General features: G+C 65.2%; 12 protein-coding genes. 6 read left to right on the top strand and 6 right to left on the bottom strand.

The features are described from left to right. Window positions 1-307: 307 nt before the first annotated feature. Both LDB29_RS18335 and LDB29_RS18330 read right to left on the bottom strand, forming a co-directional pair. Window positions 308-1681: a cytochrome P450 gene (locus LDB29_RS18335; protein WP_061938250.1), complete on the bottom strand. Its 1374-nt coding sequence runs from the start codon at window positions 1679-1681 to the stop codon at window positions 308-310. Then, window positions 1678-2805: a hypothetical protein gene (locus LDB29_RS18330; protein WP_257555240.1), complete on the bottom strand. Its 1128-nt coding sequence runs from the start codon at window positions 2803-2805 to the stop codon at window positions 1678-1680. Before LDB29_RS18330 ends, LDB29_RS18335 begins: the two co-directional genes overlap by 4 nt. Window positions 2806-2826: 21 nt before the next feature. On the opposite strand from LDB29_RS18330, the gene LDB29_RS18325 reads away from it, so the two are divergent. Both LDB29_RS18325 and kdsA read left to right on the top strand, forming a co-directional pair. Beyond that, window positions 2827-3120 (top strand): hypothetical protein, encoded by a 294-nt coding sequence (locus LDB29_RS18325; protein ID WP_257555239.1) that lies wholly within the window; start codon window positions 2827-2829, stop codon window positions 3118-3120. A gap of 5 nt (window positions 3121-3125) precedes the next feature. After that, a complete protein-coding gene (gene kdsA, locus LDB29_RS18320; protein ID WP_257555238.1) occupies window positions 3126-3953 on the top strand; it encodes a 3-deoxy-8-phosphooctulonate synthase in 828 nt (275 codons plus the stop codon). A 101-nt stretch (window positions 3954-4054) separates the two neighbouring features. Here kdsA and LDB29_RS18315 read toward each other — a convergent pair whose 3' ends face one another. The 3 genes from LDB29_RS18315 to LDB29_RS18305 form a co-directional block, all read right to left on the bottom strand. Beyond that, window positions 4055-5320 carry a glutamate-5-semialdehyde dehydrogenase gene (locus tag LDB29_RS18315; RefSeq protein ID WP_061938242.1) on the bottom strand — a complete coding sequence of 422 codons (1266 nt, stop codon included), beginning with the start codon at window positions 5318-5320 and terminating at the stop codon, window positions 4055-4057. Between the two features lie 253 nt (window positions 5321-5573). After that, window positions 5574-6218 (bottom strand): class I SAM-dependent methyltransferase, encoded by a 645-nt coding sequence (locus LDB29_RS18310; protein WP_257555234.1) that lies wholly within the window; start codon window positions 6216-6218, stop codon window positions 5574-5576. A 214-nt stretch (window positions 6219-6432) separates the two neighbouring features. Further along, window positions 6433-8691 (bottom strand): CDC48 family AAA ATPase, encoded by a 2259-nt coding sequence (locus LDB29_RS18305; protein ID WP_044660397.1) that lies wholly within the window; start codon window positions 8689-8691, stop codon window positions 6433-6435. 374 nt (window positions 8692-9065) lie between these two features. Between LDB29_RS18305 and LDB29_RS18300 the strand changes: the two genes are divergently transcribed. Together LDB29_RS18300 and LDB29_RS18295 are read left to right on the top strand one after the other, a co-directional pair. After that, a complete protein-coding gene (locus LDB29_RS18300) occupies window positions 9066-9947 on the top strand; it encodes a LysR substrate-binding domain-containing protein (RefSeq protein WP_025551486.1) in 882 nt (293 codons plus the stop codon). Between the two features lie 77 nt (window positions 9948-10024). Next, complete coding sequence (locus tag LDB29_RS18295; RefSeq protein WP_025551484.1) at window positions 10025-11188, top strand: diguanylate cyclase; 1164 nt, start codon at window positions 10025-10027, stop codon at window positions 11186-11188. A gap of 142 nt (window positions 11189-11330) precedes the next feature. On the opposite strand, the gene LDB29_RS18290 is transcribed toward LDB29_RS18295, so the two are convergent. After that, entirely contained in the window at window positions 11331-12002 is a 672-nt protein-coding gene (locus tag LDB29_RS18290) for a glutathione S-transferase family protein (RefSeq protein ID WP_025551482.1), read from the bottom strand. A 181-nt stretch (window positions 12003-12183) separates the two neighbouring features. On the opposite strand from LDB29_RS18290, the gene acs reads away from it, so the two are divergent. Both acs and LDB29_RS18280 read left to right on the top strand, forming a co-directional pair. Continuing rightward, window positions 12184-14127: an acetate--CoA ligase gene (acs, locus tag LDB29_RS18285; RefSeq protein ID WP_257555230.1), complete on the top strand. Its 1944-nt coding sequence runs from the start codon at window positions 12184-12186 to the stop codon at window positions 14125-14127. Window positions 14128-14148: 21 nt separating this feature from the next. Further along, window positions 14149-14661 carry a cytochrome b gene (locus LDB29_RS18280; protein ID WP_257555229.1) on the top strand — a complete coding sequence of 171 codons (513 nt, stop codon included), beginning with the start codon at window positions 14149-14151 and terminating at the stop codon, window positions 14659-14661. Window positions 14662-14698 lie beyond the last annotated feature (37 nt).

Here is a 14698-nt window from a genome sequence, read left to right as displayed (position 1 = left end):
TGGTTAGGCCGGGCAAGGCGGAATAGGACAGGCTGAAACTGTCCCGGCGCAGGAAATAGGATGGTTTTCGAGGCGGGTGTCGCTTTTGGGTTACGCATGCCGAGTTGGATGGCCGGCCGATGATCGCTCGTCTGGTTTCGACCAATCCAAGACATTCCCCTCCCGTAAACGGGAGGGGTTAGGGGTGGGCGCGATCGTAGCGAGCTTCTGACTTAGCCGTTGCAAAACAGCGCAGATGCCGCGCCAGCCCACCCCCTAACCGCCTCCCGCCTGCGGGAGGGGGAATGTCCGCAATCCACCCCATCCGTCAAAGCCGGACGGCATCGAACATCAGCTTCATCCCCGTCCTTGGCCGGATGGTCAGGCGGCTGATCGGTTCGGGCCTGAACCCGTCGGGCACCGACAGGCGGTAGCGGCGCAGGACGCTGGCGATCACCGTCATCACCTCCTGCTGTGCAAAGCCCGCGCCCACGCAGACCCGGGGGCCGCGGCCGAAGGGAAACCAGGCCTGGCGCACCATCTCCGCATTGGCGGGATCTTCGAAGCGTTCGGGCATGAAGCTGTGCGGACAGGCCCAGTTGTCCTTGTTGCGCTGCGTGAGCCAGGGGGCGACGACCAGCATCGCGCCTTCCTCAAGGCTCTTGTCGCGCATCGGCATCGGGCAGGTCACTTCGCGCGGGAAGAAGGCGACGGGCGGATAGAGGCGCAGCGTTTCGCGGAAAATGTTGCGGATCGCCCCCATGTCCTTGAGCATCGCGGCGGTGAGCGGCGCGTCCCCGGCGAGCTGCTGCACCTCCGTGCGGGCGGCGGTCTGGATATGGGCGCATTCCGCCAGCATGTAGAGCGCCCAGGTCATGGTGCTGGCGGACGTTTCATGGCCGGCGAGGAAGACGGTGGAAACCTGGTCCATCACCTGTTGCAGGGTGAAGGGGTCGCCGGTTTCGGGATGCTTCGCCTCGATCAGCGATTGGAGGATGTCCTTGTGCGGCGCCTCGCCGCGCTGGTGGAAGCCCTCATGGCGCGCTTCGACGATGGGACGGAAGACCTCATGGATCGCCTTTGCCGGGGCCAGCGAGCGTTTCTCGAACCAGCGCGCCGGAAAGCCGTAGAGGCGCAGCATCGAGGCGCTGTGGGCGAGCCGCTGGAAACGGCCGAAGGCGGTGTGGATGATGTTGGAGCGGCGCTCGTCCAGCGGCTCCGAGAAAAGCGTGCGGAAGATGATGTCGGCCGCCACATGGGTCATCATCGGGTCGATGTCGACCGGCTTGCCCTTGTCCGCCGCGTCGAGCCGGGCGAGCAGGTCGTCGGCCGCCGCTACCATCAGCGGCATGGAGCGGTTGAGCGCGGTGTGGGCGAAGGCGGGGTTCACCATGGCGCGCTGGCTTTCCCAATCCTCCCCATTGGCGGAGAAGACGCTGTTGCCGATCAGGGGGGACAGGTTGCGGACCAGTTCGCGATGTTTGGGATAGGCCGTGCCGCCGCGCAGGATCTGGTCCACCAGCGGCAGTTCGTTGGCGATGTACATGGTCTGGCCGGGCATGCGGATTTCGCCCAGCTTCATCGTGTAGCTCTTCTCGAACAGGACATGAATCCAGCTATGCCAGCCCCGGAAGAAGCGCTTGACGAGGCCACGGCGGGTCCGCGGCGGTTCGGGATAGGGCGGGGTGAAGGGCTGCGTCATGGGATCGTCCTGAACTGCGCTATGGCTTCGTCGATGGTGCGGCGGCCGGCGGTGAGGCTGACATAGTCCACCGGCGACAGGCGGTCGCCCACGCGCAGATAGTCGAAATGCGCCTCATATTTGTTCGACCAGCCGCCATGATAGTTTTCCGGATCGTAGAAGAGGTGGAAGCGGGGCGAGAGCAGGTCGACGCGCGCCGCGCACCGATCCGAGACGAGGCGGATCGGATGGACGCCATGATAGGCCGCGCCATCGGGGGGAGCGGAGAAATCGACCAGGCGGAACGGCTTGTCGTCCAGCGCCTTGAGGTCGGCATGATACCAGCGCGCATCCTTGCGCAGGGCGATGACGGGAACGACCTGGCCCAGGGTGAGGACGGTGAAATTGTCGGGCAGCGGCCGGTCGCCGCGCAATTCCAGGATGCGGCGCAGCACGCTCATCGCATAGATGGTGCCGTTGCTGTGGGAGGCGAAGACGACCTCGTCCCAGGGGCCGTCCACCTCCCCCACGATGCGGGCGGCGAACTGGTCCAGGCGCTCGTCCATATCCGTACCGGGGCCTTGGGCGGCGACGCTGTGGTTGTAAACCATGAAACGGAGCAGCCAGGGCACGATCAGCTTGTTGAGCAGGCGGCCCGACAGAGCCACGCTGACGGCGATGCCGATCAGCGCGGCGGCCCAGAAGGGCATCAGCAGCGAAAGCGGCAGCGCGGGTATCAGCGCCAGCGCCAGTGGGATCAGCACCGCCAGCAGCGGCGGATAGAGGATGGTGATGACCGGCCCCGGACGCAGTTTCCGCATCCGCAGGAACTGCATGTGGCGGGCATGGGCGCCATATGTGGCGATGGAGCGCCACGCCAGCAGCAGCGGATTGCGTATCCATACCTTGCCGACCAGATCCTCCCAGCGGAGGAACTCATAATCGGTCTCGACCCCGGCGCTATGGTTGGTGACGGTCCAACTGGCGGAAGAGGCCGGGCCGGAGCGGCGGGCGCTGACCTCCACCCGTTCGCCCGACAGGCGCGTGTAGGCTTCCGCCTGCTCGCGGTACATCTGGTGGTAGAAACGCACCCCGCGCGGATCGAAACCGCCAAGGTAGAAGACTTTACGCTTGAACTTTTCCATGGCCCCTGTCCACATCGGGCCATGACGACACCCGAACGCAATTACTGCTATTTCATAGACCACCGCAAATACAACCGAAACATCGGTTGCCGGCGTCACGACAATGCCTATGGCATCAACGGCGGCGGCAGCGAGCGGGACCGGTGGCGGGCGGACCTTGCCTTTTACCGGCACATGAAGGGGGAAGGCGATCCGATGGCGCTGCCCTCGCTGCTGGCCTGCCTCGTCTTCGGCTGGTTCTGCTGGAATTATCATCCCGGCAAGGGGCTTTGGCGCGGGCAGCTCTTGCGCCGCTTCGTCAAAGCGCCGAAGTGAGCGCGATGATGACAGCCAAGCATGTTTCCATCGGGTCGGTTACCGTCGGCAACGACCTGCCCTTCGTCCTGATCTCCGGCCCCTGCCAGATCGAGAGCCGCGACCATGCGATGATGATGGCGGAAAAGCTCTCCGGCCTTGCGGGACGTGCCGGGGTGCCGTTCATCTTCAAATCCTCCTTCGACAAGGCGAACCGGACCTCCGTATCGGGGCAGCGGGGCGTCGGGATCGATACGGGGCTGGCGATTCTGGCGGAGGTGAAGGCGGCGTTCGGCTGTCCGGTGCTGACCGACGTGCATGAGGCCGGGCAGGTGGAGGCGGCGGCGGAGGCGGTGGATATTCTCCAGATTCCCGCCTTTCTGTGCCGCCAGACCGATTTGCTGCTGGCGGCGGGGCGGACCGGCGCGGTGGTCAATGTGAAGAAGGGGCAGTTTCTTGCGCCGTGGGACATGGCGGCGGTGGCGCAGAAGGTTGCGTCGACCGGGAATGAGCGGATTTTGCTGACGGAGCGCGGGGCAAGTTTCGGCTATAACATGCTGGTCAGCGACATGCGCTCGCTGCCCGTGATGGCGGAGACGGGCTATCCGGTGGTGTTCGATGCCACCCATTCGGTGCAGCAGCCGGGCGGATTGGGATCGGCTTCCGGTGGGCAGCGGGAATTTGCGCCGCTATTGGCGCGGAGCGCGGTGGCGGCGGGGGTCGCGGCGGTGTTTGCGGAGGCGCATGACGATCCGGACCATGCGCCTTCGGACGGGCCGGTGATGCTGCCGCTGGAGTGGGTCGGGCCGATGCTGGAGAAGCTGAAGGCGATCGATGGGGTGGTGAAGGGGTAAGCGCCAACCCTCTCCATTTGGGTACCACCCTCTCCCCGTTCGGGCTGAGCCTGTCGAAGCCCTTCGACAAGCTCAGGGCGAACGGAGGAGGGGTTTGGGCATTACGGCCGGGTCTGCCCCGTTCCGCGCACCAGCCATTTATAGGTCGTCAGGCCTTCCAGCGCCACCGGGCCTCTGGCATGCAGGCGGCCGGTGGAGATACCGATTTCCGCGCCCAGCCCGAACTCGCCGCCGTCCGCGAACTGGGTGGAGGCGTTCCACATCACGATGGCGCTGTCGACCGCGTTCAGGAAGCGTTCGGCCCTCTCCGCATCCTCGGTGATGATCGCGTCGGTATGGTGGCTGGCATGGGCGGCGATGTGGGCGAGCGCCTCGTCCAGCCCGTCCACGATCCGCACAGAGACGATGGCGTCGAGATATTCGGTATCCCAATCCTCGTCCGACGCCGCCGTGACGCGGCTGTCCATCGCCTGCACGGCCTCGTCGCCGCGCACTTCGCATTGGGCGTCGAGCAACGCCTTCACGATGGCGGGCGCCTCAGCATAGGCCTTGTCGATCAGCACGGTCTCGGTCGCGCCGCAAATGCCGGTGCGGCGCATCTTGGCGTTCACCACCAGCTTTTGCGCCATGTCCGGATCGGCCGCGCCGTCGACATAGCTGTGGTTGATGCCGTCGAGATGGGCGAGGACAGGCACGCGCGCCTCTTCCTGCACGCGGGCGACCAGGCTCTTGCCGCCGCGGGGGACGATCAGGTCGATGAATTCCGACGCCTTCAGCAGCGCGCCCACGGCGGCGCGGTCCGTGGTGGGGACCAGTTGCACGGCATCGGCGGGCAGGCCGGCGGCGACGATCCCCTCGACCATCGCGGCGTGGATGGCGCGGTTGCTTTCCTTCGCCTCGCTGCCGCCGCGCAGGATCACGGCATTGCCGGCGCGCAGGCAGAGCGCGGCGGCGTCGGCGGTCACATTGGGGCGGCTTTCATAGATGATGCCGATGACGCCCAGCGGCACGCGGACGCGGCTCAACTCCATGCCGTTGGGGCGGACTTGCCTGTCGATCACGCTGCCGAGCGGATTGATGAGGGTCGCGACCTGATCCACGCCCGCCGCCGTCGCAAGGACGCGGTCCTCGTCCAGCTTCAGCCGGTCGAGCATGGCCGGCGACAGGCCGTTGGCGGCAGCGTTTTCCATGTCCCGGGCATTGGCGGCGATGATCCGCGGCGCCTGATCCCGTAGCGCCTGCGCGGCGCGGCGCAGCGCGTCGATCTTCTGCGCGTCGCTGGCGGTGGAAAGCTGGGCCGCTGCCGCGCGGGCACGCGCGCCCATGGTCGCGATCAGCATTTCGGGGGTCTGGGTCAGGTCGTTCATGAACTATCTCGCCGTGTTTCGCGCCGGGCCTTATCATGAAAGCCGGCCGAAGCGAAACGATCGTTGCGGCAACCTTAGCCGGCAACCGGGCCATGGGTCGCAATATGGCCCGGCCGCCGGAGGCAGAAGGTCTGCCTATGCGGGGCGCGTAGCGACCGGCGCTGCATGGCGCATACCCCAAATGGGGTATAGACCTGCCGGACAGGAGAAAATCCCGGCAAAGTGACGTAAATTCAACAGGAAGGCCGAAGGGTCAGGCCACTTGGGCCAGGATTTCCCGCTTCACCGCCGTGAACATCCGGCACGGTGGAATGTTGCGCCACTCCACCCGGTCGCCGATTTCGTCGAACAACGGCGACAGCAGGCGGCGGACATAGCCGGAATATTGATAGACCAGAAATGCGCCGCCAGTCTTCAGCACCGAGCGGGTTTCGGCGCAGATCGCCTCCCCCACGCCGCCGGGCAGGGTCGAGAAGGGAATGCCCGACAGGACATAGTCCGCCTGGGCATAGCCGGCCTCCTTGATGAAGCGGCGGACATCGGCGGCCGAACCGTGGACGATGCGCAGCCGGGGATCGTCGACCTCCGCCTCCAGATAGGCGACGAAGTCGAGATTGAGGTCGATCGCCAGCAGGGTGGCGTCCGGATGCAGCCGGTCGAGAATGGGCCGCGTGAACGTCCCGACGCCCGGGCCATATTCCACGAACAGCCGGGTCCGTTGCCAGTCCACGCCCTCCAGCATGCTGTCGACCAGCATTTGCGAGGACGGGATGACCGATCCGATCATGCCGGGATGCTTGATGAACTGCCGGAGGAACATGCCCCATTGACCCAGGAAGGTGGAGGACGGTTTTCCGGAAACGGCCCGGTTCTTTTTCTTCAAAGGGATGGAGGCCATTCATTCTCGCCTGTCTGCCTTGCCTGTCCGACTCGCAAAAATCGCACGGGCATGCAAGCGCCTTCGCGGTGGAGGGGCAAATAGGTCGGAGGGACCGGCATCATCAGGTCATGCGCATGCGTTCCCGCGAAGGCGTTCGACAGGGCGGGACGCCTTTCGGGAACCCGGTGCAAACGGCGGGACCGGGTTCCCGCCTGCGCGGGAGCATGTCTCTTCATTCAGTCCTGGCGCGCGCCCGCAACATGCCGGGCGACACGAAGCCGATGGGATCGATCTGCATCACGCTCTGCTTCAGCGTTGCCTGGATCTGCTCATATTCCCGCTCCATTTCGGGCGTGACGGAGGCGCGGGTATCCTCCAGCGCGGCCTCGAAATGCGCCTGCGTGACCTTGTCGACCGACAGCGACTGGCGCAGCGCGACCAGGCCGGCGCGGCGGACCAGATCCTCCAGATCGGCCCCGGTGAACCGTTCCGTGCGCTCCGCCAGCGCATCCAGATCGACGTCCTCGGCAAGCGGCATCTTGCCCGTGTGAATGGACAGGATGCGCCTGCGCCCCGCCTGATCGGGCACGGGGACATAGATCAGCTCGTCGAACCGGCCCGGCCGCAGCAGCGCCGGATCGATCAGCGTCGGGCGATTGGTCGCGCCGATGACGACGACGGACTGCAATTCCTCCAGCCCGTCCATCTCGGCCAGGATGGTGTTCACCACCCGCTCCGTCACCTGCGGTTCGCCAAGGCCGCCGCCGCGCGCCGGAACCAGGCTGTCCAGTTCATCGATGAAGATGACCGTCGGCGCCACCTGCCGCGCGCGGGCGAAGAGGCGGGCGATCTGCTGCTCGCTCTCCCCATACCATTTGCTGAGCAGGTCGGAGGATTTGGTGGCGATGAAATTGGCCTGCGCTTCCCGCGCCACGGCCTTCGCCAGCAGCGTCTTGCCGGTGCCGGGCGGGCCGTAGAGCAGGAACCCCTTGGCCGGGCGGATGCCGATGCGGCGGAAGGCGTCCGGGTCCTTGAGCGGCAGCTCCACCCCTTCCTTGAGGCGCATCTGCGCTTCGTCCAGACCGCCTATGTCGGCCCAGCCGATATTGGGCGCCTGCACCATCACCTCCCGCATGGCGGAGGGCTGGACGCGCTTGATCGCGGCCATGAAGTCGTCGCGCGCGACGGACAGTTCCTCCAGCACGTCAGGGGGGATCGTTCCCTCCTCCAGATTGAGCCGGGGCATGAAGCGGCGCACGGTCTCGATCGCCGCCTCGCGGGTCAGCGCCGCCAGATCCGCACCGACAAAGCCATAGGTCATGCGCGCCAGTTCGCCCAGGTCGACGCCGTCGGCCAGCGGCATGCCGCGGGTGTGGATGCCCAATATCTCCCGCCGTCCGCGCTCGTCAGGCACGCCGACGATGATCTCCCGGTCGAAGCGGCCGGGGCGGCGCAGCGCCTCGTCTATCGCTTCCGGCCGGTTGGTGGCGGCGATGACGACCAGATTGGTGCGCGGTTCCAGCCCGTCCATCAGCGTCAGCAACTGGGCGACGAGGCGCTTTTCCGTCTCCCCGGTCACATTGCCGCGCTTGGGCGCGATGGAATCGATCTCGTCGATGAAGAGGATCGACGGCGCCGACTTGGCGGCCGCCTCGAAAATCTCGCGGAGCTGCTTTTCCGACTCGCCATAGGCCGAACCCATGATCTCCGGCCCGTTGATCAGGAAGAATTCCGCTTCCGATTCATTGGCGACGGCGCGGGCCAGCCGGGTCTTGCCGGTGCCCGGCGGGCCGTGGAGCAGCACGCCCTTGGGCGGGTCCACGCCCAGCCGCTCGAACAGTTCGGGATAGCGCAGCGGCAATTCCACCATTTCCCGCAGCTGGTCGATGGCTTCGGCCATGCCGCCGACATCGTCATAGGTGACGTCGGCGCGGCGGGATTCGCGGGGCTCCTCATATTCGGCGCGCAGTTCCACTTCCGTGTCGGCGTCGATATGGACGATGCCCTTGGGCACGGTCGACACCACGACCAGGCGGATTTCCTGCAGGGCATAGGCCGGGGCGGCCAGCATCTGGCGCAACTGGGGCGGCATGTCGCCGGGCGGCACCTGTTGCTGTCCCGCAGTTGCGACGACATCCCCAGAGGCGAGCGGCCGCTGGAAGAAAACGCGCTTCAGCGCCTCCGGATTGCCCTGCAGCCGCAGGTTATTTTGTGCAGGCGCGAAGACAACCCGCTGGGCAGGCCGGGGATCGACCTTCCGGATGATCACGAAGTCGCCCGATCCGACGCCGGCATTAGCGCGCTGAAGCCCGTCGAGGCGAAGGACATCCAGCCCCTCATCCTCCTTATAGGGCCGGACCACCCGCGCGGGGGTCGACCGCTTGCCCGCGATCTCCACCACATCGCCTTCCGCAAGGTGGAGTTCCGCCATGACCGCGAGAGGAAGGCGGGCAAGGCCGCGCCCCGCATCCTCGGGCCGCGCGTTGGCCACCTGTATCCTGCGTCCTGCGGTTTCTTCTTCGGCCACTTCGCCTTCCCCGTTCTGTTCGCTGCGTAACGAGATAGGGAACGTCGCGGCTGAGGGAAAGGGGCCATGGCGAGCCCCGAAACGAATAAAAAAAGGGCCGGCCCGAAGGCCAGCCCGGAAAGTTTATAGGAGAGGATGCCTGAAAGGCCTTTCCCATGTGCAGTGCGGGATGTATTTTCGCAAGTGCGAAAAGAATCGAGGAGTTGCAATTTTTGCATCTTGCCAACTGCCCTTTTTTCCTGCTCAGTGGAATAAGGATGCTTGAAGCCGGTTTGCGCGCCGTTCCAGAAGAAGCAATGATGCGTCGCAGCGGACCGGCCAGATGAACATGACGGTTTATGCGTAGATTGCCGCCCCTTACGGCCCTGGAGGCCTTTGTTCAGGTCGCCCGCCTTGGATCGGTCAAGGCGGCGGCGGAGGAACTCGCGCTCTCGACGCCCGCGCTCAGCCGGCGGGTGCAGGCGCTGGAACGGTTCATCGGCCGGCCCCTGTTCGACCGCAAGCATCAGGCGCTGGAAATCAATGCCGACGGGCAGCGCCTGCTGGACGACATCGCGCCGGCGCTCGATTCGCTGAGCCAGGCGCTGGAGAATATCCAGAGCGGCGGAAACCAGTTGCGGTTGCGGCTGGCGGTTATGCCGCTCTTCGCGACGCAGAGGCTGTTCCCGCATCTGGGCGCCCTTCGGCAGCGGCATCCGCAGCTTCATATCGACATCGAGACCACCCCCTATGCCGTGGCGCGGCTGGGCGAAGGGCTGGACGCGGCGATCGTGCTGGCGAAGGACATCGATCCCGCGCTCTACGCCCATGAGCTGGACCATGACGAGGTCTATCTGATCGGGCGCAAGGCGTTGCTGGAGGCGCCCAACGCGCTGACCGCCCCGCAGGAGCTGGCCAATCATACGGTGCTGCTGCATCGCGACATGGCGCTCGCCTTCGAGGCGTGGAAGGAGGCGGTGCACCTGCCCGACCTGCAACCGCTGGCGATCGACAATTATGATTCCGGCCAGTTGATGCTGGAGGCGGCGGCCCAGGGGCTCGGCATCGCCGTGATGCACGCCAGCCACTATAATGAAGCGCAGGATTCCCGGCTGGTCCGGCTGTTTCCGGAAAATCGGGTCGAAAGCCCCTATCGCTATTTCTTCGTCTGCCGGCCGCGCGCGCTGCAGACCCGGGCGGTGCGGATTTTCCGCGACTGGCTGATCGGCGCGGACATATAATCGAGGACGATCAACGCCTTGCGTCTTTTCGCTTGGCATGTCCTTAACCTTGTTTATCGCCGGTCGTTCTAGCGGACATGACTGGGGCATCATCTTCCGCAAACGCGCAACATGGTCTGACCGACCGCCTGGCCCGCTGGGCCAGAGGCCTGTCAGGCAAGACCGACGACGAGGCCATGGACGAGCCGGAGCAGCCGCAACGCGCCCGGCACGGCAGCGCTTCCAGCCGGGAAATCGTCCAGCGGCGCAAGCTGTACGAGGACATAGGCGATTTCCTGTTCGCCCATGACCTGGACCTGACGCCGCTCAATTTCGGCGTCGCCCATGACTATCTGACCGGATCGCATATCGGCGTGGAAAAGGCCGTGAAAGCGGTGCTGGCCGAACGCGGCAAGATCACCAATGGCTGGGTCGAAAATGTCGCCGCCGAACAGCGCAACGACGAGGTCACGCCCGAAGCGCTTGCCTCGATGCTCGACAAGGTCGAGGAGAATCTGTCGCAATTCACCGGGCTGATGACCGAATCGCGCAATTCAGCCAAGGATTATGGCGCGGCGTTGCAGGAAGAGGTGAAGGGCCTGGCCGCCGGTTCCGACAACCAGCCGGTGCTGGCGCGCCTGGTGGCGCTGACCCGATCCATGGTGGAAAAGACCCGGCAGGTCGAAAGCCAGCTTCGCGACAATCAGAAGCAGACGCAGCTTCTGAAATCCAATCTGGAAAGCGCGCGCCGCGCCGCCGAGCACGACCATCTGACCGGCCTGCCCAATCGCCGCGCCTTCGAAGGCACGCTGCGCGAGGAACTGGCGCAGGCGCAGAAGGAAGGGCAGCAACTGGCCGTCGCCTTTTGCGACATCGATCATTTCAAGCTGATCAACGATACCCATGGCCATGATACCGGCGACCGGGTGCTGAAATTCGTGGCGGGATTGCTGTCCAAGGTCAGCAACGACCAATGCCATGTCGCGCGCCATGGCGGCGAGGAATTCGTCATGCTGTTCCGGGGCAAGACCGCCGCCGAGGCATGCGAAGCGGTGGACAGCGTGCGGCAGGACCTGTCCACCCGCAGCCTGGTCAACCGGGCCAATGGCGAACGGATGGAGCGGGTCAGCTTTTCCGCCGGGGTCGCCAATGTGCTGGCCTATGAAGACCCGCGCGCTGCGCTGAAGGCGGCGGACCGCGCGCTCTACCTGGCCAAGGAGCATGGCCGGAACCGGGTATATCTGGCCGCGGAGCTGGATTGACCCCCACCTCCCCCTCCTGCAAGCGGGGGTCGGAGGGCGGGCTGGCGCGACATCGGCGGCGGTTCTCTACCTCCAGGCTGGAAGCTCGCTGCGCTCGCGCCCACACCTGACCCCTCCCGCTTGCGGGAGGGGAATGTCCGTATTAAAAATCCGGCTTTTCATAATGGGGCGGCGGGGTGATCACCTCCATCCGCTCCGACAGAAGGGGCCGGAAGGAAGGGCGCGACTTGAAGCCCGCATACCAGCGCTTCACCGTCTCATGCCCGGCCCAGTCGATGCCGCCCAGATAATCCGCCACCGAAAGATGCGCGGCGGCGGCGATGTCCGCCAGGCTCAGCGTTCCACCCGCCATCCAGGCGCGATGGTCGAGCAGATAGTCCATGTAATCCATATGGACATTGGCGCGCTTCATCGCTTCCCGCAGCACGCGGGCATCGGGCGGCGCGCGCTCTATCAGGCGCTTCTTCATCCGTTCATGCAGGAGCGGGCCGACGACGTCGCCGTAGAAATTCTGGTCGAAGAAGGCGGTCAGCCGCCGCACCTCCGCCCGGCCCGCGGCGGTGCCGGAGATCAGCGGGAATTTCTCCACCGTCTCCTCGAAATATTCGCAGATCGCCTGGCTGTCGATCAGGGTCACGCCCTTTTCCTGATCCACCATCACCGGCGTCGTGCCGGCGGGATTGAGATCGAGGAACTCGTCGCGCGCTTCCCAGGGCGATTCGCGCACCAGGTCGTAGCCCACGCCCTTTTCACCGAGCAGCAGACGGACCTTGCGCGAGAATGGACAGAGCGGAAATTGGAAAAGTTGCCACATATTCCCTTCCTGTTAGGCCGAGCCGGCTCATGCGAAAAGCGGCAAATGGCATGATCCTGCTTAAATCCAGTGCGACATGAGCGGAAACTGTGGCCGGGGAAGAACGATCCTGTCTTCCTGTCGCCGCGGCTTGGTTCTAGGAGGACGCCAAGCGATGGTTTCGTGAAGGAAAGGATGCTGCATGTCTGACGATTTTTTCCCGGTTCCTGCCGAATGGGCGTCTTCCGCCCTGTTCGACCGGGACGGACGGGCGGCGGACTATCGACGGTCCATCGATGCCGCCGACGCTTATTGGCTGGAGCAGGCGAAGCGGCTGGATTGGGTGAACTTTCCCACGAAAACCAATGAGAGCAGCTTCCACGAAGCCGATTTCGGGGTGAAATGGTTTGCTGACGGCGTGCTGAACGTCAGCGTCAACTGCATCGACCGGCATCTGGCCGAACGCGGCGACCAGACAGCGATCATCTGGGAACCGGATTCGCCGGACGCGCAGCCGCGCCGCTACACCTATGCCGAGGTGCATGAGGAGGTCTGCCGTTTCGCCAATGTGCTGAAGGCCGCAGGGGCGAAGAAGGGCGAGCGGATCACCGTCTATATGCCGATGATCCCGGAAGCCGCCTTCGCCCTGCTCGCCTGCGCGCGGATCGGCGCGATACACAGCGTCGTGTTCGGCGGTTTTTCGCCGGAGGCGCTGGCGGGACGGATCATCGACTGCGATTCCACGCTGGTGATCACCGCCGACGAGGGGTGCCGCGCGGGCAGGCAGGTGCCGCTCAAGACCAATGTCGACGCGGCGCTGAAATTATGCACCAGCGTCCGCAAGGTGATCGTCGTCCAGGCGACCGGTGGGGCTGTCGCCATGGCCGAGGACCGCGACCTGTGGCTGCATGAGGAAGCGGCCAAGGTTTCCGCCGATTGCCCCGCCGAGCCGATGAACGCGGAAGATCCGCTGTTCATCCTCTACACGTCGGGTTCGACGGGCAAGCCCAAGGGCGTGCTGCACACGACCGGCGGCTATCTGCTCTGGGCCAGCCTGACCCATGAGCTGTGCTTCGACTACCGGCCCGGCGACATCTATTGGTGCGCGGCGGACATCGGCTGGGTCACGGGACACAGCTATATCGTCTATGGCCCGCTGGCGAACGGGGCGACGACGCTGATCTATGAGGGCGTGCCCAATTATCCGACGCCCAGCCGCATCTGGGAGGTCGTGGACCGGCATCAGGTGCAGACCATCTTCACCGCGCCCACGGCGCTGCGCGCGCTGATGAAGGAGGGGGACGAGTTCGTGCATTCAACCAGCCGCCAGTCGCTGCGCCTGCTGGGCACGGTGGGCGAGCCGATCAATCCGGAGGCCTGGCGCTGGTACCATCATGTCGTGGGCGAGGATCGCTGCCCGATCATCGATACCTGGTGGCAGACCGAGACGGGCGGGGCGATGATCGCGCCGATGCCGGGCGCGACGGACCTGAAGCCCGGTTCCGCGACGCTGCCGATGCCGGGCGTGGTGCCGCAGATCGTCGATGCGGAGGGCCATGTGCTGGACGGCGCGGCCGAGGGCAATCTGGTCATCGCGCAAAGCTGGCCGGGCCAGATGCGCACCGTCTGGGGCGATCATGAGCGTTTCTTCCAGACCTATTTCACCACCTTCCCCGGCAAATATACGACCGGCGACGGGGCGCGGCGGGACGAGGACGGCTATTACTGGATTACGGGGCGCGTCGACGACGTGATCAACGTGTCGGGCCATCGCATGGGCACGGCGGAGGTGGAAAGCGCGCTGGTGCTGCACGAGGCGGTGGCGGAGGCGGCGGTGGTGGGCTTCCCGCACGACATAAAGGGACAGGGCATCTACGCCTATGTGACGCTGAACAGCGGCGAGGAAGCGACCGACGAACTGCGCCAGACGCTGGTGAAATGGGTGCGCAGCGAGATCGGGCCGATCGCGACGCCCGACGTGATCCAGTTCGCCCCCGGCCTGCCCAAGACCCGTTCGGGCAAGATCATGCGCCGCATCCTGCGCAAGATCGCGGAGGGCGAGGTGTCCGCCCAGGCGCTGGGGGACATTAGTACACTTGCCGACCCGTCGGTGGTGGATAATCTGGTCGCCAATCGTCAGGGGTAAGAAGCCAGGCAGGAGTATGGGATGGATCGCTACAGTCACGTTGCGCGCGCGCTGCACTGGATCATGGCGATCCTCATCCTGTTCAACCTCTTCCTGGGTTTTGCGCATGACGCGCTGCCCAGGGAGTGGAAGGTGATGCCCGTCCACAAGTCGATCGGGCTGACCGTGCTGGCCCTGACGGTCGCGCGCATAATGTGGCGCTTCACGCGCAGCGCCCCGCCGCTGCCAGCCGAAATGCCCGCATGGGAAAAGGGGACGGCGCATCTCACGCATTTCGCCTTTTACGCGTTCATGCTGGTTCTGCCGCTGACCGGATGGGTCATGACGTCCGCCGGCGACCGGCCCCTGAACTGGTTCTTCCTGTTCGACGTGCCCAAATTCGCGGTGGCGAAGGGCGATGCGATCGTCGGCATTTCAGGCGAGGCGCATGAGGTTCTGGGCTTCGTCTGGGTGGCGTTGCTCATCCTGCACGGGCTGGCGGCGATGCGGCATCATTTCATATTGAAGGATGGCGTGCTGCGGCGGATGGTCTGATCGGTGTATGGAGGGGTGGAATCAGGACATTCCCCCT

This window comes from Sphingobium sp. CFD-2 (genome assembly GCF_024611135.1).
Lineage (GTDB): Bacteria > Pseudomonadota > Alphaproteobacteria > Sphingomonadales > Sphingomonadaceae > Sphingobium > Sphingobium fuliginis.
Note: the sequence above shows the minus strand (reverse complement) of the source record. Positions and strands in the feature narration are given on the sequence as shown.

Coding starts and splice junctions, on each gene's coding strand:
- LDB29_RS18335 (WP_061938250.1), bottom strand. CDS start 1,681: ATGACGCAGCCCTTCACCCCGCCCTATCCCGAACCGCCGCGGACCCGC.
- LDB29_RS18330 (WP_257555240.1), bottom strand. CDS start 2,805: ATGGAAAAGTTCAAGCGTAAAGTCTTCTACCTTGGCGGTTTCGATCCG.
- LDB29_RS18325 (WP_257555239.1), top strand. CDS start 2,827: ATGACGACACCCGAACGCAATTACTGCTATTTCATAGACCACCGCAAA.
- kdsA (WP_257555238.1), top strand. CDS start 3,126: ATGATGACAGCCAAGCATGTTTCCATCGGGTCGGTTACCGTCGGCAAC.
- LDB29_RS18315 (WP_061938242.1), bottom strand. CDS start 5,320: ATGAACGACCTGACCCAGACCCCCGAAATGCTGATCGCGACCATGGGC.
- LDB29_RS18310 (WP_257555234.1), bottom strand. CDS start 6,218: ATGGCCTCCATCCCTTTGAAGAAAAAGAACCGGGCCGTTTCCGGAAAA.
- LDB29_RS18300 (WP_025551486.1), top strand. CDS start 9,066: ATGCGTAGATTGCCGCCCCTTACGGCCCTGGAGGCCTTTGTTCAGGTC.
- LDB29_RS18295 (WP_025551484.1), top strand. CDS start 10,025: ATGACTGGGGCATCATCTTCCGCAAACGCGCAACATGGTCTGACCGAC.
- LDB29_RS18290 (WP_025551482.1), bottom strand. CDS start 12,002: ATGTGGCAACTTTTCCAATTTCCGCTCTGTCCATTCTCGCGCAAGGTC.
- acs (WP_257555230.1), top strand. CDS start 12,184: ATGTCTGACGATTTTTTCCCGGTTCCTGCCGAATGGGCGTCTTCCGCC.
- LDB29_RS18280 (WP_257555229.1), top strand. CDS start 14,149: ATGGATCGCTACAGTCACGTTGCGCGCGCGCTGCACTGGATCATGGCG.